The sequence below is a fragment of the Geodermatophilus telluris genome, assembly GCF_900102745.1.
Taxonomy (GTDB): Bacteria; Actinomycetota; Actinomycetes; order Mycobacteriales; family Geodermatophilaceae; genus Geodermatophilus; species Geodermatophilus telluris.
Map to the genome: position 1 here is coordinate 130,409 of NZ_FMZF01000001.1, position 19,987 is coordinate 150,395.

Below are 19,987 nucleotides of genomic sequence, written 5' to 3' on the forward strand. Positions count from 1 at the left end.
GCCCGAGTGGGGCCCGGAGGGCTCCGCGACGGGTGCGACGGTGGGGCTCAGCGCACGCCGGGGACGGCACGTGATGGCGGTGTCGGCCGGTAGGCCGACGGTGTCACAGCACGCGCTCCTCGAGCATCCGCCGGACGGTGGCGGCGTCGGCCTGGCCGCGGGTGGCCTTCATGACCGCGCCCACCAGCGCGCCGAGGGCCTGCACCTTGCCCGCCTGCACCTTGGCGACCACGTCGGGCGCGCCGGCGATCGCGGCGTCGACGGCGGCGCCGAGCTCGTCGGACTCCCCCAGCACCGCCAGCCCGCGCGCCTGCACGACCGAGCGCGGGTCGCCCTCGCCGGCGAGCACGCCGTCGAGCACCTGGCGGGCCAGCTTGTCGTTGACCGTGCCCTCCGCGACGAGCACGGTCAGCTCGGCCACCTGCGCCGGGGTGACGGCCAGCTCGGCGAGCTCGACGCCGGCGTCGTTGGCCCGGCGGGCCAGTTCGCCCAGCCACCACTTGCGGGCGTCGGCGGGCGAGGCGCCGGCGGCGACGGTCTGCTCGACCAGGCCGAGCGCCCCGGCGTTGACCAGCCAGGTCATCTCGGTGACCGACAGGCCCCACTCCTCCCGCAGCCGCGTCCGGCGGGCGGCGGGCAGCTCGGGCAGGCCGGCGGCCAGCTTCTCCACCCACTCGGCGTCGGGGGCCAGCGGCACGAGGTCGGGCTCGGGGAAGTACCGGTAGTCGGTCGCCTCCTCCTTGCTCCGGCCCGGCGAGGTGCTGCCGGTGTCCTCGTGGAAGTGCCGGGTCTCCTGCAGCACGCGGCCCCCGGCGTCGAGGACGGCGGCCTGCCGGCGCATCTCGTAGCGGACGGCGCGCTCGACCGACCGCAGCGAGTTGACGTTCTTCGTCTCGGTGCGGGTGCCCCACTCGAGGCTGCCGACCGGGGCGAGGGAGGTGTTGACGTCGCAGCGCAGGCTGCCCTGCTCCATCCGCACGTCGGAGGCGCCGAGGGTCTGGATGATCTCGCGCAGCTCGGTGACGTAGGCGCGGGCGACCTCGGGGGCCTTCGCGCCGGCGCCGGGCACCGGGCGGGTGACGATCTCGACCAGCGGGATGCCGGCGCGGTTGAAGTCGACCAGCGAGTGGTCGGCGCCGTGGATGCGCCCGGTGGCCCCGCCGACGTGCAGGTTCTTGCCGGTGTCCTCCTCGAGGTGCACCCGCTCGATCTCCACGCGGTAGGTCTCGCCGTCGACCTCGACGTCGAGGTGGCCGGCGGTGCACAGCGGCTCGTCGTACTGGCTGGTCTGGAAGCCCTTGGGGATGTCCGGGTAGAAGTAGTTCTTCCGGGCGAAGCGCGACCAGGGCGCGATCCGGCAGCCCAGGGCCAGGCCGATGCGGATGGTCGACTCGACGGCGGCGGCGTTGGCCACCGGCAGCGAGCCGGGCAGGCCCAGGCACACCGGGCAGGTCTGGGTGTTGGGCTCGGCGCCGAAGGTGGTCGAGCAGCCGCAGAACATCTTCGACTCGGTGCCCAGCTCGACGTGGGTCTCCAGGCCGATGACCGGCTCGTACCGGGTGAGGACGTCGTCGAAGTCGACCAGGGTCTCGCTGCGGGTCTCGCTGCGGGTCTCGCTCACGGGCGGGGGTCTCCCTTCGGGGTGGTGCTGCGCCCGGTCAGCCAGGCGCCGACCGCGGTGACCAGCCCCAGGACGAGGAACACGGCGAAGAAGGCCTCGCCGGAGAGCGCCCAGCCGACGATGCCGACCAGGACGACGAAGACGGTCAGGCCCCAGGCGGCCTTGAGGGCACCGTTCACGCGGCACGCTCCCCGAGCCGGTCGGTCAGCGGGGCGCCCAGGGCCGCCTCGACGGCGGCGGCGACCCGGTAGCAGCGGTCGTCGGCCAGCGCCGGCGCCATCACCTGCAGGCCCACCGGCAGCCCCTCGGACAGCCCGCAGGGCACCGAGATCGCCGGGACGCCGGCGAGGCTGGCCGGCAGGGTGCACAGGTCGGCGGCGTACATGGCCAGCGGGTCGTCGACGCGGGCGCCGATCGGCCAGGCCACCGTCGGGCTGGTCGGGCTGACGAGCACGTCGACGTCGTCGAACGCGGCGAGGAAGTCGCGGTTGATCAGCGTGCGGACCTTCTGCGCCTGCCCGTAGTAGGCGTCGTAGTACCCCGCCGAGAGCGCGTAGGTGCCGAGGATGATCCGCCGCTTCACCTCGGGGCCGAAGCCCTGCTCGCGGGTGAGCGCCATGACCTCGTCGATGTCGCGGCTGCCGTCGTCGCCGACCCGCAGGCCGAAGCGCATGCCCTCGAAGCGGGCCAGGTTGGACGACGCCTCGCTCGGCGCGATGAGGTAGTACGCCGGCAGCGCCAGCCCGAAGGACGGGCAGGACACCTCGCGCACCTCGGCACCGGCACCCTCCAGCAGCGCCACCGCCTCGGCCACCCGCTCGAGCACGCCGGCGTCGTACCCCTCGCGGGCACCGTCGCCGCCGAGCTCCCGGACGACGCCGACCCGCAGGCCGGCCAGGTCACCGCCGGCACCGCGGCGGGCGGCCTCGACGACGGTGGGCACGGGGGCGTCGATGCTGGTGGAGTCGCGCGGGTCGTGGCCGCCGATGACCTCGTGCACCAGCGCGGCGTCCAGGACCGTGCGGGCCATCGGGCCGGCCTGGTCCAGGCTCGAGGAGAAGGCGATGAGCCCGTAGCGCGACACCGAGCCGTAGGTGGGCTTGTGCCCGACCAGGCCGGTGACGGCGGCCGGCTGGCGGATCGAGCCGCCGGTGTCGGTGCCCAGCGCGACCGGCGCCAGCCGCCCGGCGACCGCGGCGCTCGACCCGCCGGAGGAGCCGCCGGGGATGCGGTCGTGGTCCCACGGGTTGCGGGTGGGCCGGTACGCGGAGTTCTCGGTGGACGAGCCCATCGCGAACTCGTCCATGTTGGTCTTGCCCAGCAGCACCGTGCCGGCGTCCGCGAGCCGCTGCGCCACGGTCGCGGAGTAGGGCGGCCGCCAGCCCTCGAGGATCCGCGAGCCGCTGGTGGTGGGCACGCCCTCGGTGACGAACACGTCCTTGAGCGCCACCGGGATCCCGGCCAGGCCGGTGCCGGCGGCGCCGGAGGCGTCGACCTCGGCGGCGCGCCGCAGCGCGGCCTCGCCGTCGACGTGGAGGTAGGCCCCGAGGGTGCCGTCCTCGGCGGCGATGCGGTCGAGGTGCGCGCGGGTGACCTCGACGGACGTGGTCTCGCCGGAGGACAGCGCCTGCTGCAGCTCGACGACGTTCAGCGCGGTGAGGTCGCTCACGCCTCCTCCCCCAGGATGCGCGGCACGCGGAAGCGGTCGTCCTCGGCGGCGGGGGCGCCGGCCAGGACGACGTCGCGGGGCAGGCTCGGGGTGGTGACGTCGGCGCGCAGCACGTTGGTCAGCGGGACGGCGTGCGTGGTGGGGGCGACGTCGTCGACGTCGGCGCGCTGGACCTGGGCCACCGCGTCGAGGACCGCGCCCAGCTGCCCGGCGAAGCGGTCGAGCTCCTCGTCGGTGACGGCCAGCCGGGCCAGCCGCGCGAGGTGCGCGATGTCCTGGCGGTCGAGGGCCGGGTGCGCGGCCGTGTCGGGGGCGGGCTCGGTGCTCATGCTGGGGCTGGTACTCCTGTCGTCGGCGCCGGCCGGCGCCAGGGACGCAACCCGGTCACTGTACGTGGGGCCGGAGGGCTCCCGGGACGGCCGCTCGACCCGGGGGTGCCTCGTGGGGGAAGCTGCTCCCGCCACGCGATCGACGAGGATCGGCCAGCAGCTCGACGTCGTCTGCGGAGGAACCGTGTCCTATCTCCTGCGGCTGGTCGTCCCCGACCGCCCCGGTCTGCTCGGGGCGGTGGCGACCGCCCTGGGTGTCGCCGGGATCGACATCGTCTCGGTCGACGTGCTCGAGCGCGGCGGCGGCGTCGCGGTCGACGACGTCGTCGTCGATCTCCCCCGCGACCGGCTGCCGGACAGCCTGATCACCGTCGCGCAGACGGTGCCGGGCGTGCAGGTCGAGGCGTTGCGCCCCTTCCACGGTCCGCTCGACACCCACCGCGAGCTCGACCTGCTCGAGGCCCTGGCCCGCGCGGCGGAGGGGACGCAGGTGAAGCTGTTGGCCGCGGAGCTGCCCCGGGTCTTCCACAGCGGCTGGGCGGCGGTGGTGCGGGCCGACGGCGAGACGCTCGCCGCGTCCGACGCCGCGCCCGGCTTCGAGGGCGTGCCGCTGCCGTGGCTGCCGCTGTCCTCGCCGCTGCTGCTGCCCAGCGAGGACGACTGGCTGCCGGAGCGGTGGCGGGAGATGGCGATCGAGATGATGGCCGCGCCCTTCGGTGACCCGGACACGGCGGTGGTGCTCGGCCGGTCGGGCGGCCCGGTGTACCGGCGCTCGGAGCTGCTGCGGCTGACCCACCTGACCGGCATCGCGAGCACGGTCGCCCACCTACCACCGCTCTGAGCTGGACATTCGCCCTTCCACAGGGGTTGTCCGACGATCCCTTCGAACATGTGATCGAGAGGTGGCGACGGCGACCCGACACCTGGACGCGCGGGTCGCCGCGCCCACGGTCGGGTGGGCGGCGGGGCCGCTGGGGGCGGTGCAGGCCGCCGACCGGGAGATCGCCCGGCACACCGCGCTGCGCGCCCGGGCGGTGGCGGAGTTCGCCGCGTCCCGGCCGGCGTCGGCCGACCGGCCGCAGGGCACGCCGGGGGCGATGGCGGCCGACCGGTGGGCGGACCGCGCCGGGGTGCTGCGGCCGGTGAGCGAGTGGGCCGCCACCGAGTTGGCGGTGGCGCTGTCGCTGTCCGAGCCGGCCGCCGAGACGCTGCTGGAGCACTCGCTGACGCTGGTGCACCGGCTCCGGCGGTGCTCGCCGCACTGGAGGCCGGGGTGCTGCACCCGGGGCACCTGTGGCCGCTGCTGGAGCACCTCGCCCCGGTCGCCGACGACGCGCTGCGTGCCGCCCTCGAGGACGAGCTGCTGGCCTGGGTGGCCGGGCGGGCGGTGAGCACCCCGGCCCAGCTGGGCGCCAAGGCCCGCCGGCTGGTGCTGGCCCGCGACGCCCGGGCCGCGGCCGACCGCCTCGTCCGGGCGGTGCGCCGGCGCGGGATCGAGGTGCGCCCCGATCGGGTGGCGGGGATGAGCGTGGTGACCGCGCTGCTGAGCACCCCGGAGGCCCGCGCCCTGCTCGCCGCGCTCGGCGCCTACGCCGACGCGCCGCCCGCCGACGACGGCGATGGCCGTAGCCGGGGGCAGCGGATGGCCGACTGCCTGCTGGACCTGGTGCTGCGCCCCGGGGAGAGCGGGCGGGCGCCGGTGCAGGTGACGCTGACCGTGGTCGCCCCGGTCGGGGCGCTGCTCGGCGGGGACGCGGCCTGCGAGATCGACGGGCAGGTCGTGCCGGCCGAGGTGGTGCGCGCGCTGCTGGCCGCCCTCACCGGCCACGGCCTGCTGCCGGCCGACGCCGCGGCGCCGGACGCCACCGGCACTGACCTCCACCCTGAGCCCGACACCGACCGCCACACCGACACCGAGACCGACGCCGAGACCGACGCCGAGACCGACGCCGAGACCGAGCCGCACACCGGTGGGGGCGTCGACCGCGGGGCGACCGCTGACCTGGCCGCGCAGCTGGGCTGGCAGGCCCGCGAGCAGCAGGAGTTGGAGCGCTGGTGGGCCGAGTGCGAGCGGCGGGTGCTGAGCGGCGAGCACGAGCCTGGCCCCGATCCGGTGCCCGAGGAGGAACTCCTGCGCTGGCTCACCGAACACGGCCCGCCACCGGGCGAGGAACCCGCCGAAGACCTCGATGACCTCGGCGGGGACCCGAGCCAGGACCCGTGCCCGGTGGTCGACCCGTGCGCCGAGCAGCCCCTACCTCCGCGCACTGACAGCGCACCGTGCGGCGTCGAGGGCTGGTGGGCGCGCGCCGACCGCGCCGTCGACGACGCCTCCGCCGCACTGCTGGCCGCCCAGCAGGCGATCGGACACGCCCGCCGCCTGGTCACCACCGCCGACCACGCCGACACCACCGACGAGACCACCTGGCAGCACGGCCCCGCCGGACGGGTGAGCGCCGCCCGCGACGCGCTCACCGCCCTGCACGCCGCCACCGACGATCACCGCGCGGCACTGGCCGCGCTGCTGCAGCGCACCGCCGGTGGCGGACTGGCCGACCGGCCCCGCCTCGCGCTCACCGACGCCCTCACCGGCGCCCTGCTCGCCCTCACCGACCTGCCCGCACTGCGCCGCGCCGACCGCGCCGGCACCGGCCTGCACCGCCCGCCGGCCACCGACGGCTACCGGCCCGCCGCCGCCCTGGACCGGTACGTGCGCGCCCGCGACCGCCGCTGCCGCTTCCCCGGCTGCCGCCACCGCGTCCCCCCCGGCGGCGAACTCGACCACACCCGCCCCTGGCCGGACGGCGAGACCTCGGCGGCCAACCTGGCCGGCTTCTGCACCCGCCACCACCGCGGCAAGCACCAGGCCCCCGGCTGGCACCACGACCTCGCACCCGACGGCACGCTGACCGTCACCGCACCCACCGGGCTGACCGCCACCACCGAACCCCCGCCCTACTGAGGCCCGACCGGCCGCGCGTCACCCGTCGGCGCGGTGACAGCCGTCAGTCGGGCCGTCGGACGGTCACGAGGAAGTCGCCGCTCTCCGATGTGACCAGCTCACCGGTCCACGGGTCCTCCAGGTGGCCGTCGTCGTCCTCGTCGAAGCCCCGCAGGGCCCGCCCGCTCGGCACGCGGAGCACGGGCCGGGTGGTCTCGTCGTCGAGGACCACCCGGAGCTCGGTCACCCGCCCCCGGACCCGCTCGTCGGGGTCGACGTCGTGGTGCGTCTCGACCAGCCGCACCCGGCCGTCCGGCGCCGTCCAGCGGGCGCAGCCGAGGTCGACGACCTGGTTGCGCTCGATGGCCGGCCCGCAGCAGTCGTGCTCCCACCCACCGACCTCGACGACGACGTCCACCGGTCACCCCTCCGCCGGCTGCTCCTCCGCGGGTTGCTCCTCCGTGGGCTGCTCCTCCGTGGGCGCCGGCTCGCTGCCGTCGCCGATCGTGGCCACCGCGCGGGCGGCGTCGGGACCGTCCTCGAGCAGCACGCGCAGGCCGTCGTCGTCGAGGATGGGTGCCTTCACCTGCACGGCCTTGTCGTACTTGCTGCCCGGGTCGGCGCCGACCACCACGAAGCCGGTCTTCTTCGACACCGAGCCGGTGACCTTGCCGCCGCGCTCCTGGATGGCCGCGATCGCCTGGTCGCGGCTGTAGTCGCGCAGCGACCCGGTCACCACGACGGTGACCCCGGTGAGCGGCCCCGGCCCGGCGTCCTCCCCCTCGTCGGCCAGGCGCACGCCGGCGGCGCGCCACTTCTCCACGACCTCGCGGTGCCAGTCGACGGTGAACCAGTCCGTGACCGAGCGGGCGATCGTGGGCCCCACCCCGTCGGCGGCGGCCAGCTCCTCCTCGGAGGCCTCGGCGATCCGGTCGAGCGAGCGGAAGTCGCGGGCCAGCGCCTGCGCCGCCGTCGGGCCGACGTGCCGGATGGACAGCGCGACCAGCACCCGCCACAGCGGCACGTCCTTGCGGGTCTGCAGGTTGGCCAGCAGCTTGCGCCCGTTGGCCGAGAGGGCACCGTCCTTCCTGGTGAAGAAGGCGGTGCGGCACAAGGCGTCCTCGTCCAGGGCGAAGACGTCCCCCTCGTCCTGCAGCAGGCCACCCTGCAGCAGCGCGATGCCGGCCTCGTAGCCGAGGTTCTCGATGTCGAAGGCGCCCCGCCCGGCGACGTGGAAGACGCGCTCCCGCAGCTGCGCCGGGCAGGACCGGGCGTTGGGGCACCGGATGTCGGCGTCGCCCTCCTTCTCGTGCCGCAGCTCCGTGCCGCACTCGGGGCAGTGGGTGGGCATCACGAACGGCCGCTCGTCGCCGGTGCGGGCGGCGACCACCGGGCCGAGCACCTCGGGGATGACGTCGCCGGCCTTGCGGATGACCACCGTGTCGCCGATGAGCACGCCCTTGCGCTCGACCTCGCTCGCGTTGTGCAGCGTCGCCAGCTGCACCGTCGACCCGGCGACCTTGACCGGCTCCATGTACGCGAACGGGGTCACCCGCCCGGTGCGCCCGACGTTGACCCGGATGTCGAGCAGCCTGGTGGTGGCCTCCTCCGGCGGGTACTTGAACGCGATCGCCCACCGCGGCGCCCGCGAGGTCGACCCCAGCCGCCGCTGCAGCGCGACCTGGTCGACCTTCACCACCACGCCGTCGATCTCGTGCTCCACCGAGTGCCGCTGCTCGCGGTAGCGCTCGATGTAGGCCCACACGCCCTCGAGGTCGTCGACCACCTCGAACCGGTCGCTCACCGGCAGCCCCAGCGCCCGCAGCCCGGCGTAGGCCGCCGACTGCCGCTCCGGCGCGAAGCCCTCCCGGGCGCCGAGGCCGTGCACCACCAGCCGCAGCGGCCGGGAGGCGGTCACCTTCGGGTCCTTCTGGCGCAGCGAGCCCGCCGCGGCGTTGCGCGGGTTGGCGAACGGCGCCTTGCCCTGCTCGACCAGGCCCGCGTTGACGTCGGCGAAGCCCGCGACCGGGAAGTAGATCTCCCCGCGCACCTCCAGCAGCGGCGGGACGGTGCCGTCGTCGGGGTCACCCGTGAGCTGCTGCGGGACGTCGTCCATGGTGCGCACGTTGGCGGTGACGTCCTCCCCCGTGACACCGTCCCCGCGGGTGGCCGCGCGCACCAGCCGGCCCCGCTCGTAGACCAGGTCGACGGCGACGCCGTCCACCTTCAGCTCGCAGAGGTACACCGCCGCCGAGCCGACCTCGCGCTCCACCCGGCCGGCCCACGCGGACAGCTCGTCGCCGGAGAACGCGTTGTCCAGGCTCTGCATCCGCTCCAGGTGCCGCACCGGGGCGAACGTGGCGGTGAACCCGCCGTTGACCTTCTGGCTCGGCGAGTCCGGCGTGACCAGCGCCGGGTGGGCGGCCTCGAGTCCCTTGAGCTCGCCCATCAGCTCGTCGTACTGGCCGTCGCTGACCAGCGGCGCGTCCTGCACGTAGTAGGCGAACGCGTAGCGGTCGAGCTCCTCGGACAGGTCGCGGTGGCGGGTCCGCGCGTCGTCGGGGACCTCCGTGACGTCGGCCCGGTCGGCCACGGCGTCGACCTGCGGGACGTCGACCTGCGGGACGTCGAGCTCGGCTGCGTCGGTGCTCACGGCCCGACGGTATCCGCCGGGTCCGACGCGACACCCGGCGTGCTCACCCGTTCGGGATCACTCCGGCAGCAGGTACCGCGCGGCCTCGCGGACGTGGGTCATCGCCGCGCGGGCGTAGGCGGGGCCGGCCCCGGCCAGGCCGCACGCGGGCGTCAGCGTGACCGCCTCGTGCAGCGCGTCGGCCGGGAAGCCGAGCTCGCGCCACCAGCCCCGCAGCCGGGAGGCGGTCGCCCTCGGCGCCGGCAGCGGCGCGTCGGTGCCGGGGACGACCCCGGGCAGCAGGTGCGTGCCGGCCTCCACGGCGGCGCCGAGCGCGTCGAGGTCCTGCACGAGGCCCAGGTCGAACGACAGCGCTCCGGCACCGGCGGCACGCAGCAGGTCCAGCGGCGCGCGGGAGGCGCAGCAGTGGACGACGACCGGCCCCGGCAGCGCCTCGACCACCGCGGCCAGCTCGGACTGCACGACCGCCGCCTCCACGGCGGCCAGCCGGCCGAAGCCGCTCGCCGTCGGCAGCGACCCCTGCAGGACGGCGGGCAGCGACGGCTCGTCGAGCTGCACGACCACCCGCGCGCCGGGGACGCGGGCGGCGACACCGGCCACGTGCGCGGCGATCCCCTCCGCCAGCGACTGCCCGAGGTCGCGCCGGGCGCCGGGGTCGACGACCGCCCGCTCGCCGCGCTCGCGCTCCAGCCCGGCGGCCAGCGTCCACGGTCCGGCGGCCTGCACCTTGAACGGCCCGGCGTGGCCGCCCGCGACCTCGTGCACGGCGTCGAGGTCGCGCAGCAGGAACTCCTGCGCCCGGCGCAGGTCGATCCCGCCGCGCGGCACCAGGCGCCAGCCCGCCGGGGTCAGGTCGACGGCGAGGTCGACCAGCAGCGCCGCGCTACGGCCGAGCAGGTCGGCGCCGGCCCCCCGCGCGGGGAGCTCGGGCAGGTGCGGCAGGCCGGGCAGCTCGCCGAGGACGACGCGCAGCGCCTCGGTCGGGTCGGTGCCGGGCAGGGACCCGACGCCCGAGGCCGGCCCCCACGGTGCGGGAGCCGGCCTCGGGTCGGTGTGCTCGGTGCGGGGCTCGGTCGGGGAGGCCACGGCGGCGACGGTAGTCCGGCGCCGCCGCGGCACCCCCGCGGGTCGGCCGGTCAGCAGGCCTGGCGGCCCGACAGGTCGTCGTCGAACGGCTGCGCCGGGTCCAGCGAGTCGGCCCGGTCGGTCGCCGGCGGGGCGACCGCCTGGCCCTGGGCGGCCAGGTAGGCGTTGAACGCGTCGACGTCGTTCGGCCCGGTGACCACGGTGGCCTCCGGTGCGCGGCCGTCCACGAAGGCCGGGAAGGTGTCCCCTCCGGCGATCAGGAAGGAGTTCGCCACGACCGTGTAGGTCGCCGCGAGGTCCAGCGGCGTGCCGCCGACCAGGATGCTCGCCGGGTCGACCCGGTCGGCCGCACCGGCACTGGCCGGCGTCGGCGTGTAGGCGTAGGTCAGCCCGGCCACCGACAGCTGCAGGAAGCTCGGCGCCCCGCTGCGGGTCCCCCACTGCTGCTCGAGGACCTGCTCGATCGCCGCGCCGGTGAGCTCCACGGTGTTGACCGTGTTGCTGAACGGCTGCACCGCGAAGGTCTCGGCGTAGGTGATCGTCCCGCTCGGGTCCTCCGGGCCGGACGACGCGCAGTTGACGTCGGCGCGCAGGCCACCGGGGTTCATGAACGCCACGTCCGCGTCCGGGAAGGCGGCCAGCTGGGCGTCGGCGACCAGGTTGCCCAGCGAGGACTCGGAGTCGCGGACGGGCGCGCCGGCGCGGTAGGCGCGGTCGAGGTCGGCGGTCTGCGTGCCCACCGGGACGTTGCCCGCCTCGGCCGCGCGGCCCTCCCAGTAGCTGACGATCGACTGGACGGCCGGGTCCGGCGCGGTGCGGCGGACCGGCACGTTGGTGGCGGTCGCGGTCTCGCGGACGACGTCGCCGTCGCTGCCCAGCCGGAACCGGATGTCGGTCAGCGCCTTGCCGTAGAACCCGGCCTGGGTGACCAGCCGCGGCTGGCCGGCGGGGTCGGGCAGCACGCAGTCGTAGGGCACGTGGGTGTGCGCGCTGATGATCACGTCGACCGACGGGTCGACCGCGGCGTTGATGTCCCCGATCGGCGTGCCGGCCATGTCGCCGACGCAGCGGTCGACGCCGCCGCCGGGGCCCTGGGTGCCGCCCTCGTGCACCATCACGACGATCGCCTCGACGCCCTGGCCCTGCAGCTCCGCGGCGTAGTGGTTGACCGCCTCGGCCTCGTCGCCGAACTCCAGGCCCTCGACGCCGGCGGCGGCGACGATGTTCGGGGTGTCGTCGGTGACCACGCCGATCAGGCCGACCTGGCGGTTGCCGGTGGTCTGCACGACCTCGTAGGGCGGCAGGACGGGCTCGCCGGTGGCCGTGTCGGTCACGTTGGCCGCGAGGTAGGGGAACTGCGCGCCCTCGAAGGCGTGCTCGCCCTCGCCGAAGCAGCCGTCGACGCCGGGGGTGATGCCCTCGCACGCCGCCACGTCGTCGGAGAACCGGCCGTCGGTGGCACCGGAGATCCGGTACAGCTCGTCCTGGCCGCGGTCGAACTCGTGGTTGCCGACCGCGGAGAAGTCCAGGCCGAGGGCGTTGAGCACCTCGATGGTCGGCTCGTCCTTGAACACGCTGGAGTTGAACGGCGAGGCGCTGACCAGGTCGCCGGCGCCGACGAGGAAGGTGTTCCTCGCGGGACCGCCCCAGTCGGCGCGCACGTCGGCCAGGGTGGTGGCGACGTTCGCCGCGCCGCCGACCTGCTCGACGACGTTGTCGGCGGTGGTGGCGTAGTCGCCGTCGGGACCCGGCCCGGTGGTGAGCTCGCCGTCTCCGCCCGACTGGGGGCTGATCCGGCCGTGGAAGTCGTTCACGGCGACGAGCTGGACCGGCAGGCCGCCGGCGCCGTCCCCCGGCGCGGCCTGGGCGGCCGGCGCGGCCAGGATGCCGGCCGTGGTGGCGACCGCGGCGGCGGCGGCGGCCAGCGTGGAGCGCTTTCTGCGCAAGGAGTCCTCCGAGGACGTGCGGACGCCGACCGCCGGGACCGGCGGCCGTGAGCCGAGCCACCCCGGCGCTGCTCAGGGAGTGGCTCGCCGCACACGCTAGGTGACGGACCCGTCCGGTACCAGGCCGGGAGGGGGACGTCCGGGGTCAACCGGCGACGGGCGCCTGGCCGAGCACCAGGTCGCCCCGCACCGGGTCCGGCGCGTAGAGCACGGCCGACTGCCCGGGGGCGACGCCGCGCTCGGTCCGGGTCAGGCGCAGCACCAGACCGCCGCCGGCCGCCGCCTCGACGGTGCAGGGCACCGGGGTGCCGTGCGCGCGCAGCTGCGCCTCCGCCTGCAGCGGCAGCGCCGGCGCGGGCCCGGTCCAGGTGGGCGGGCCGGTGCGGACGACGTCGACGCCGGCGAGCTCCGCCGTCCCGACGGTCACCGTGCGGGTGACCGGCTCGATGGACAGGACGTAGCGCGGCCGCTGGTCGCCCACCGCCAGACCGAGCCCGCGCCGCTGCCCGACCGTGAACCCGTGGGTGCCCTCGTGCCGGCCCACGGTGGTGCCGGTGGCGGCGTCGACCACCGGTCCCGGCGCGGTGCCCAGCCGGCGGGTGAGGAAGCCCCGGGTGTCGCCGTCGGGGATGAAGCAGACGTCGTGCGAGTCGGGCTTGGTCGCCACCGCGAAGCCGCGCTCGGCGGCGATCGCGCGCACCCGCTCCTTGGTCATCGACCCGAGGGGGAAGCGCGCTCCGGCCAGCTGCCCGGCGGTGAGCACGCCGAGCACGTAGGACTGGTCCTTGGCGGCGTCCACCGAGCGGCGCAGCTGCCCGTCGGCGAGCCGGGCGTGGTGGCCGGTGACGACGGCGTCGAAGCCCAGCGCCTGCGCGCGGTCGAGCACCGCGGTGAACTTGATCCGCTCGTTGCAGCGCAGGCACGGGTTGGGCGTGCGGCCGGCCGCGTACTCGGCGACGAAGTCCTCGACGACGTCCTCGCGGAAGCGGTCGGCGAGGTCCCAGACGTAGAACGGGATGCCCAGCTCGTCGGCCACCCGGCGGGCGTCGTGCGCGTCCTCCACGCTGCAGCAGCCCCGGGCGCCGCTGCGCAGGGTCTGCCGGTCCGGTGAGAGCGCCAGGTGCACGCCGGTGACGTCGTGGCCGGCGTCGACGGCCAGCGCCGCGGCGACCGCGGAGTCCACGCCCCCGCTCATCGCGGCGAGCACCCGCATCAGTGGCGCCCCATCCCGGCCCGCCGGGCCCGCTCGACCACGGGGCCGATCACGGCCAGCAGCGCGTCGACGTCGGCGTCGGTCGAGGTGTGCCCGAGGCTGAACCGCAGCGAGCTGCGGGCCCGGGCGGCGTCGGCGCCCACGGCGGTCAGCACGTGGCTGGGCCGGGCCACGCCGGCGCTGCAGGCCGAGCCGGTGGAGCACTCGATGCCGCGGGCGTCGAGCAGCATGAGCAGCGCGTCCCCCTCCGCGCCGGGGAAGGACAGGTGCGCGTTGCCGGGCAGCCGGCCCGGGCCGCCGGCGACGACGTCGTCGAGGGGCGCGCCGTTGAGCTGGGCGTCGGGCACCTGCTCGAGCACCCCGGCCACGAGCCGGTCGCGCAGGGCGGCCAGCCGGCCGGCCCGCTCCCGGCGGCCGGCGACGGCGGCGGTGGCGGCGACGGCCAGGCCGGCGATGGCGGGCACGTCGAGGGTGCCCGACCGGACGTCGCGCTCCTGCCCGCCGCCGTGCAGCAGCGGCGTGCACTCCGCGTCGCGCCGCAGCAGCAGGACCCCGGCGCCCACCGGGCCGCCCAGCTTGTGGCCGGTCGCGGTGAGCGCGTCGACGCCGCTGGCGGCGAAGTCCACCGGCACCTGGCCGACGGCCTGCACCGCGTCGGTGTGCAGCGGCACCCCGACGGCGTGCGCCACCTCGGCCAGCGCCGCGACGTCGCTGACCGTGCCGATCTCGTTGTTGGCCCACATGACGCTGGCCACCGTCACGTCCGTCCCGTCGCCGAGTGCGTCGGCCAGCGCCTCGGGCGTCACCCGGCCGCTGGGCTCCAGCCGCAGCCAGGTGACCTCGGCGCCCTCCTGCTTGGCCAGCCACTCGGCGCTGTCGAGGACGGCGTGGTGCTCGGCCGGGCTGACCACCAGCCGCCGGCGCCGCGAGTCGGCCTCCCGCCGGGCCCAGAACAGGCCCTTGAGCGCGAGGTTGTCGCTCTCGGTGCCACCGCCGGTGAACAGCACCTCCGACGGGCGGGCGCCCAGCGCCTCGGCCAGCCGCTCCCGGGCCTGCTCGGCGGTGCGGCGCGCGGCGCGGCCACCGGCGTGCAGCGACGAGGCGTTGCCGACGCGGCCCATCTGCTCGGTCACCGCGGCGAGGACCTCGGGCAGCACCGGGGTGGTGGCCGCGTGGTCGAGGTAGGTCACCGGTCCAGGTTAGACGCGCGCGACCGACCCGCCCGGCGGACGAGGGGACGCCGACGGCCGTTGACACCTCCCCGCGCACGTCCCACCGTGGACGGCGGCGCGGCCCGCGGTGAGGACCACCGGCCCGCCACGGCACGGGGTCACTCGGGCGGGAGCCGGATGCCATGATCACCGCACTCGTCGCGGTCCAGGGACGACTGGAGGGCCAGCGGTTCCCGCTCGGCCGCAACCCGGTCACCCTGGGGCGCGGGGACACCAACGACGTCGTGCTCACCAGCCGCTTCGCCTCGCGGGTGCACGCCGAGGTGCGCCGCGAGGGCGACCGCTTCGTGCTGGCCGACCACGACAGCGACAACGGCACCTGGGTCAACGGCGTCCAGGTCGGCGTCCACACCCTCGAGCCCGGCGACGAGGTACGCATCGGCGACGAGGTGTTCCGCTTCGAGAGCTGGGAGTCGGCCACCCTGGTCGGCCCGGTCGACGGCCTCGCCGGCGGGTCCCCGGACGTGCTGCGGGTCACCGTCACCGGCGGCGGCCCGGTCGGGCTCGCGCTGGCCCTGCTGCTGGACCACCTGATGGGACCCCGGGTGGCCGTCCGCGTGCACGACCGCCGCTGGACGCGCGTCGGCGACCGCGTCGAGTGGAGCGGCTACGAGAAGGGCAACGTGCGCCGCGAGCAGGTCGTGACCCTGCAGAGCCGCCAGTACCTGCGGCTGCCCCCGCACGTGCAGGAGCGGCTGTTCGCCTCGCGGGAGACCTGGTCGGAGATGTGGCCGCTCGGCCCGGACTCCGTCGACGGCGCGGCCCCGCGCAACACCCCGGTCCGGTTCATCGAGGACACCCTGCTGGAGCTCGCGAACGAGCGGTCCGAGCGGATCACGCTCGTGCCGGAGCGCTTCGACGTCGGGGAGTCCCGCGACGACCTGGTGCAGCAGCACGTGCTGGCCGTCTGCGAGGGCGGCCGCTCGCGCACCCGCGACCAGCTCGCCGACCGGTTCGGGACGGCCGACAGGTCGATGTACTCCGTGGACGGCGAGCACGTGTCCGACATGGTGCTGGGGCTGCGCGTGCGCTCCGGGCTGCCCGACCCCACCAGCGTGCTGCTCACCGTCTCGCAGAACCGGTTCCTGCTGAACTCGCTGCGCGGCGAGGGGTTCCTCAACATGCGGCTGTCCGACCAGGAGGCGCAGGAGGCCGTGGGGATCAACCCCGTGCGGCAGGTGTTCAGCCCCTGCATCCAGTCGGCCCCCTGCGTGCTGGAGCGGCAGCCGGACGGCGAGTTCATGTGCGAGACGCACCACACGTTCTTCCTGCCGGCGCTGCTGCGCGGCTCGGCGCTGTGGACGCGGGTGCAGGAGGGCCTGCGGCTCTTCGGCGTCCCCGAGGACGCGCTGACGGCGGTGACCGGCTTCCGGCTGGACATGGTGCAGCGGCCCCGGTTCACCGCCCAGCTCTTCCCGCCCACCCGCACGACGCCGGGGACCTTCGCCTGCCTCCTCGGCGACGCGGGCAACGCCATCCACTTCTGGCCCGGCCGCGGCCTCAACAGCGGCCTGGCGTCGGCGATCTCGCTGGCCCGCGCCCTGGCCACCGTGTGGCACGGGAGGCCGCTGCGCGACGCCGACTTCACCCGGCACGAGGCGGTCATGGCGATGCTGCAGTACCGGCACAAGACCAGGGCGTGGCGGCAGATGGTGTCGATCGACGCCACCGGGCGGGCGCGGACCATCAAGGGCCAGATCGCCCGCGGCATCGCCGAGGGCGAGCAGGGCGCCCACGACCGGACCACCGACACCGAGGCGCTCCTGGAGCGGCTGCGCCAGAACCGGGCCCGGTTGGAGTCCCGCCTGCCGGGGCTCCCCGACGACGCGGCGCTGCGTGCGCAGCTCGAGCCGCTCAGCGACCAGACGCTGCACACGCTGGCGGTCAGCGGGTCCTGGGACACCGCGAACGTCGGCGGGGAGGAGGTCGACGTCGGCTGGCTGCTGCCCGAGCCGGAGCCCGCGGTCGTCCCGGCGCCGCCGGCCGACCGCGTCACCCGGCGGGTGGCCGGCGACCAGCTCGCCGCCGCCCCGGTGCCCGGGCCGCGTCCCCGGGAGGCGACGCCGCGGGACCCGGCCCAGGGTCCCCGGGCCTGAGGTCGCCCCCTGCACGCGCAGGCGCCGGCCCCCGCGGACGGGGACCGGCGCCTGTGCTGCGGTGCGGGCGGGGGTCAGCCCCGGCGTGCCCTGATGAGCTCGGTGGCCTGCGGCGCGACCTGGAACAGGTCGCCGACGACGCCGAAGTCGGCCAGCTCGAAGATCGGGGCCTCGGGGTCCTTGTTGACCGCGACGATCGTCTTCGAGGTCTGCATGCCGGCGCGGTGCTGGATCGCCCCGGAGATGCCCACGGCGATGTAGAGCTGCGGCGAGACGGTCTTGCCGGTCTGCCCGACCTGGAAGCTGTGCGGGTAGAAGCCGGAGTCCACCGCCGCGCGCGAGGCGCCGACCGCGGCACCGAGGGAGTCGGCCAGGCCCTCGATGATCGAGAAGTTCTCCGCGCTGGCCACGCCGCGGCCACCGGAGACGACGATCGCCGCCTCGGTGAGCTCGGGCCGGTTGCTCTTCTGCTCGACGACCTTGTCCACGACGCGGGTGAGCTTGGCCTGCTCGGACAGGGTGACCTCGACGGGCACCTGCTCGCCGGCGGCCGGCGCGGGCTCGGGGGCGACCGAGTTGCCGCGCAGCGTGTAGATCGGCGTGCCGGTGGTGACCTTCGAGTGCACGATCTGCGCGCCGGCGAAGACCACCTGGGTGGCGGTGCCGTCGGCGGCGATCTCGGTGACGTCGGTGAGGAAGCCGCTGCCGGTCTTCAGCGCCAGCCGGCCGGCGACCTCGCGGCCCTCCGGGGAGGAGGGGATGACGACGGCGGCCGGCGACACCTGCGCCACCAGCTGCGCGAGCACCTCGGCCTTGGGGGCGACGAGGTACTCGTCGATCTCCGGGGACTCCGCGACGTAGACCTTGCTCGCGCCGTACTCGGCGAGTGCGTCGCGGGCGCCGGCGGCGACGCCGGGGCCGCCGGCGACGACCGCCGAGACCTCACCGAGCGCGCGGGCCGCGGTGAGCGCCTCGAGCGTGCCCTTGCGGACGGTGCCGTCGGCCGGGTTCAGCTCGACGAGGACCAGGACCTCTGCCATGGGTGTTCGCCTCTCCTGTTCGCTTCGATCCGGGCCGGGTCAGACGAGCTTCTGCTCGGCCAGGTAGCCCACGAGCTTCTGGGCGCCGTCGCCCTCGTCGGTGACCTTGACGCCCTCGCCCTTGGGCGGGCGGCCGGCGAAGTCGACGACCGCGCTGGTGGCGGTGGCCAGGCCGACGGTGGCGGGGTCGATGCCCAGGTCGGCCAGGGACTTGGTCTCCACCGGCTTCTTCTTGGCGGCCATGATCCCCTTGAAGGAGGGGTAGCGCGGCTCGTTGATGGTGTCCCAGGTGGACACGATCGCCGGCAGCGGCGCCTCCAGCGCCCAGAACCCGCCGTCGGTCTGCCGCTCGACCTTGACCGTGGAGCCCTCGACGGTGAGCTTCTGCGCGCCCGACAGCTGCGGGATGCCGAGGCGCTCGGCCAGCAGCGCCGGCATGACCGCGACCTGCCCGTCGGTGGAGGTCGCACCCATGAGCACCAGGTCGTAGTCCAGCTGCTGCAGCGCCGCGGCCAGGACCGCCGAGGTCTGGACGGCGCACGAGCCGTGGATGGCGTCGTCGGTGACGTGCACGGCCTTGTCCGCGCCCATCGACAGCGCCTTGCGGATCGCGTCGGTGGCCGAGGCGGGGCCGACGGTGAGGATGGTGACCTCGCCGCCCTGCGCCTGCTTGACCTGCAGCGCCTCCTCGATGGCGTACTCGTCGATCTCGTTGATGACGTTGTCCGCGGTGGCGCGGGCGACGGTGTTGTCCGACGGGTCCAGCGAGCGCTGGGTGCCGGAGTCGGGGACCTGCTTGACCAGAACGACGATGTTCATCGCCAGACCTACCTCCGCGATCGGTCATGGGGAACGCGGGCCGCGGCCCGCCTGGCTGTCGATAGTGGAGGTTACTGCGGGGTAACGGACCCCCGCGGTCCGGTGTCCGTGACGACGGTCACGCCGTCCAGCGGCCGGTGGCGGCGAACTCCTCGAGCACCGCGGTGTGCGGCGCCAGGTCCAGTCCCCGGGCGGCCACCCAGTCGTCGGCGAAGTAGGTGTCGGCGTACCGCTCGCCGCCGTCGCAGAGCAGCGTGACCACGCTGCCGGTGCGCCCCGCCGCGAGCATCTCGGCGACGAGCGTGAACGCGCCCCACAGGTTGGTGCCGGTCGAGCCGCCGGCCCGCCGGCCGGTCACGCGGGCCAGGTGGCGGGTGGCCGCCAGCGAGGCGGCGTCGGGGACGCGGATCATCCGGTCCACCACGGAGGGCAGGAAGGACGGCTCCACCCGCGGCCGGCCGATGCCCTCGATCCGCGACGGAGTGCCCGTCGTCCACTCCGGGTCGCCGGCCGCCCAGCCGGGGAAGAACGCCGAGCCCTCCGGGTCGACGACGGCCAGCCGCGTGGGGTGGCGCATGTAGCGCAGGTAGCGGCCGAAGGTGGCGCTCGTGCCGCCGGTGCCCGCGCCGACCACCACCCACTCGGGCACCGGGTGGCGCTCCAGGGCCAGCTGCTCGAACACCGACTCGGCGATGGTGTTGTTGCCCCGCCAGTCGGTGGCCCGCTCGGCGTGGGTGAACTGGTCGAGGTAGTGCCCGCCGGTCTCGGCGGCCAGCCGGCGCGCCTCGTCGTAGACGTCGGCGGCGCGCTCGACGAGGTGGCAGCGGCCGTCGTACCGCTCGATCAGCGCGATCTTCTGCCGGCTGGTCGTGGCGGGCATGACCGCGACGAAGGGCAGGCCGAGCATCCGCGCGAAGTAGGCCTCGCTGACCGCCGTCGACCCGCTGGAGGCCTCGACGACGGTGCTGCCCTCGGTGATCCACCCCGAGCACAGCGCGTGCAGGAACAGCGAGCGCGCCAGCCGGTGCTTGAGGCTGCCCGTCGGGTGCGTCGACTCGTCCTTGAGGTAGAGGTCCACGCCCCACTCCGGCGGCAGCGGGTGGACCAGCAGGTGGGTGTCGGCGCTGCGCAGGGAGTCGGCCGCGACGGCGGCCACCGCGCGGTCGACCCAGGCCCGGCCGGCGGGGTCCGAGCGGTCCAGGTCGGAGCGGTCCAGGTCGGCGGCGGGCGCGGTCGGGACGGGCTGGCTCACCGGGACAGTGTGGTGCACCGCCCGCGCGGGCCGGGCACGCTGCGTCGCCCCGGGACTGCAGCCCGGCGGGGCGCGGCGCGGGACGCCGGT

At 75.7% G+C, this 19,987-nt stretch carries 17 protein-coding genes; 4 read left to right on the top strand and 13 right to left on the bottom strand.

Annotated elements, in window-relative coordinates; all coding sequences use genetic code 11:
- Positions 1-103: 103 nt before the first annotated feature.
- From gatB to gatC, 4 genes are read right to left on the bottom strand one after another with little or no spacing between them, the layout of a single operon-like run.
- Positions 104-1,621: an Asp-tRNA(Asn)/Glu-tRNA(Gln) amidotransferase subunit GatB gene (gatB, locus tag BLQ97_RS00670; RefSeq protein ID WP_091362424.1), complete on the bottom strand. Its 1,518-nt coding sequence runs from the start codon at positions 1,619-1,621 to the stop codon at positions 104-106.
- Entirely contained in the window at positions 1,618-1,800 is a 183-nt protein-coding gene (locus BLQ97_RS00675; protein ID WP_091362425.1) for a hypothetical protein, read from the bottom strand. Before BLQ97_RS00675 ends, gatB begins: the two co-directional genes overlap by 4 nt.
- A complete protein-coding gene (gene gatA / locus BLQ97_RS00680) occupies positions 1,797-3,290 on the bottom strand; it encodes an Asp-tRNA(Asn)/Glu-tRNA(Gln) amidotransferase subunit GatA (RefSeq protein WP_091362426.1) in 1,494 nt (497 codons plus the stop codon). Before gatA ends, BLQ97_RS00675 begins: the two co-directional genes overlap by 4 nt.
- Positions 3,287-3,619 carry an Asp-tRNA(Asn)/Glu-tRNA(Gln) amidotransferase subunit GatC gene (gatC, locus tag BLQ97_RS00685; RefSeq protein ID WP_091362427.1) on the bottom strand — a complete coding sequence of 111 codons (333 nt, stop codon included), beginning with the start codon at positions 3,617-3,619 and terminating at the stop codon, positions 3,287-3,289. Before gatC ends, gatA begins: the two co-directional genes overlap by 4 nt.
- 184 nt (positions 3,620-3,803) lie before the next feature.
- On the opposite strand from gatC, the gene BLQ97_RS00690 reads away from it, so the two are divergent.
- From BLQ97_RS00690 to BLQ97_RS23160, 3 genes are all read left to right on the top strand, one after another.
- Positions 3,804-4,460 (top strand): ACT domain-containing protein, encoded by a 657-nt coding sequence (locus BLQ97_RS00690; RefSeq protein WP_091362428.1) that lies wholly within the window; start codon positions 3,804-3,806, stop codon positions 4,458-4,460.
- Positions 4,461-4,521: 61 nt separating this feature from the next.
- Complete coding sequence (locus tag BLQ97_RS23730) at positions 4,522-5,010, top strand: hypothetical protein (protein WP_139173412.1); 489 nt, start codon at positions 4,522-4,524, stop codon at positions 5,008-5,010.
- Positions 4,893-6,581 carry an HNH endonuclease signature motif containing protein gene (locus tag BLQ97_RS23160; RefSeq protein ID WP_091362429.1) on the top strand — a complete coding sequence of 563 codons (1,689 nt, stop codon included), beginning with the start codon at positions 4,893-4,895 and terminating at the stop codon, positions 6,579-6,581. Before BLQ97_RS23730 ends, BLQ97_RS23160 begins: the two co-directional genes overlap by 118 nt.
- A 43-nt stretch (positions 6,582-6,624) precedes the next feature.
- Here BLQ97_RS23160 and BLQ97_RS00700 read toward each other — a convergent pair whose 3' ends face one another.
- From BLQ97_RS00700 to BLQ97_RS00725, 6 genes are all read right to left on the bottom strand, one after another.
- Positions 6,625-6,978 (bottom strand): hypothetical protein, encoded by a 354-nt coding sequence (locus tag BLQ97_RS00700; protein ID WP_091362430.1) that lies wholly within the window; start codon positions 6,976-6,978, stop codon positions 6,625-6,627.
- Between the two features lie 3 nt (positions 6,979-6,981).
- Positions 6,982-9,213, bottom strand: a complete 2,232-nt coding sequence (gene ligA, locus BLQ97_RS00705; protein WP_245691692.1) for an NAD-dependent DNA ligase LigA — start codon at positions 9,211-9,213, stop codon at positions 6,982-6,984.
- A 57-nt stretch (positions 9,214-9,270) separates the two neighbouring features.
- Positions 9,271-10,299 (bottom strand): methionine synthase, encoded by a 1,029-nt coding sequence (locus tag BLQ97_RS00710; protein ID WP_091362431.1) that lies wholly within the window; start codon positions 10,297-10,299, stop codon positions 9,271-9,273.
- Positions 10,300-10,349: 50 nt separating this feature from the next.
- A complete protein-coding gene (locus tag BLQ97_RS00715; RefSeq protein WP_091362432.1) occupies positions 10,350-12,245 on the bottom strand; it encodes a bifunctional metallophosphatase/5'-nucleotidase in 1,896 nt (631 codons plus the stop codon).
- A 145-nt stretch (positions 12,246-12,390) separates the two neighbouring features.
- Complete coding sequence (gene mnmA / locus BLQ97_RS00720) at positions 12,391-13,458, bottom strand: tRNA 2-thiouridine(34) synthase MnmA (protein WP_091362433.1); 1,068 nt, start codon at positions 13,456-13,458, stop codon at positions 12,391-12,393.
- A complete protein-coding gene (locus tag BLQ97_RS00725) occupies positions 13,458-14,648 on the bottom strand; it encodes a cysteine desulfurase family protein (protein WP_091362434.1) in 1,191 nt (396 codons plus the stop codon). Before BLQ97_RS00725 ends, mnmA begins: the two co-directional genes overlap by 1 nt.
- Positions 14,649-14,812: 164 nt before the next feature.
- On the opposite strand from BLQ97_RS00725, the gene BLQ97_RS00730 reads away from it, so the two are divergent.
- Positions 14,813-16,786: an FHA domain-containing protein gene (locus BLQ97_RS00730; protein ID WP_091362435.1), complete on the top strand. Its 1,974-nt coding sequence runs from the start codon at positions 14,813-14,815 to the stop codon at positions 16,784-16,786.
- A 74-nt stretch (positions 16,787-16,860) separates the two neighbouring features.
- Here BLQ97_RS00730 and BLQ97_RS00735 read toward each other — a convergent pair whose 3' ends face one another.
- The 3 genes from BLQ97_RS00735 to cds1 all read right to left on the bottom strand — a co-directional run bounded on the left by BLQ97_RS00735 (position 16,861) and on the right by cds1 (position 19,897).
- Complete coding sequence (locus tag BLQ97_RS00735; protein ID WP_091362436.1) at positions 16,861-17,826, bottom strand: electron transfer flavoprotein subunit alpha/FixB family protein; 966 nt, start codon at positions 17,824-17,826, stop codon at positions 16,861-16,863.
- 39 nt (positions 17,827-17,865) lie between these two features.
- Positions 17,866-18,645, bottom strand: a complete 780-nt coding sequence (locus tag BLQ97_RS00740) for an electron transfer flavoprotein subunit beta/FixA family protein (RefSeq protein ID WP_091362437.1) — start codon at positions 18,643-18,645, stop codon at positions 17,866-17,868.
- Between the two features lie 118 nt (positions 18,646-18,763).
- Positions 18,764-19,897, bottom strand: a complete 1,134-nt coding sequence (gene cds1 / locus BLQ97_RS00745; RefSeq protein WP_175471542.1) for an L-cysteine desulfhydrase Cds1 — start codon at positions 19,895-19,897, stop codon at positions 18,764-18,766.
- Positions 19,898-19,987 lie beyond the last annotated feature (90 nt).

Excerpts from the sequence above, each read along its gene's own strand:
- gatC (WP_091362427.1), bottom strand. The coding sequence starts at position 3,619 with ATGAGCACCGAGCCCGCCCCCGACACGGCCGCGCACCCGGCCCTCGAC.
- mnmA (WP_091362433.1), bottom strand. The coding sequence starts at position 13,458 with ATGCGGGTGCTCGCCGCGATGAGCGGGGGCGTGGACTCCGCGGTCGCC.
- BLQ97_RS00730 (WP_091362435.1), top strand. The coding sequence starts at position 14,813 with ATGATCACCGCACTCGTCGCGGTCCAGGGACGACTGGAGGGCCAGCGG.
- BLQ97_RS00735 (WP_091362436.1), bottom strand. The coding sequence starts at position 17,826 with ATGGCAGAGGTCCTGGTCCTCGTCGAGCTGAACCCGGCCGACGGCACC.
- BLQ97_RS00740 (WP_091362437.1), bottom strand. The coding sequence starts at position 18,645 with ATGAACATCGTCGTTCTGGTCAAGCAGGTCCCCGACTCCGGCACCCAG.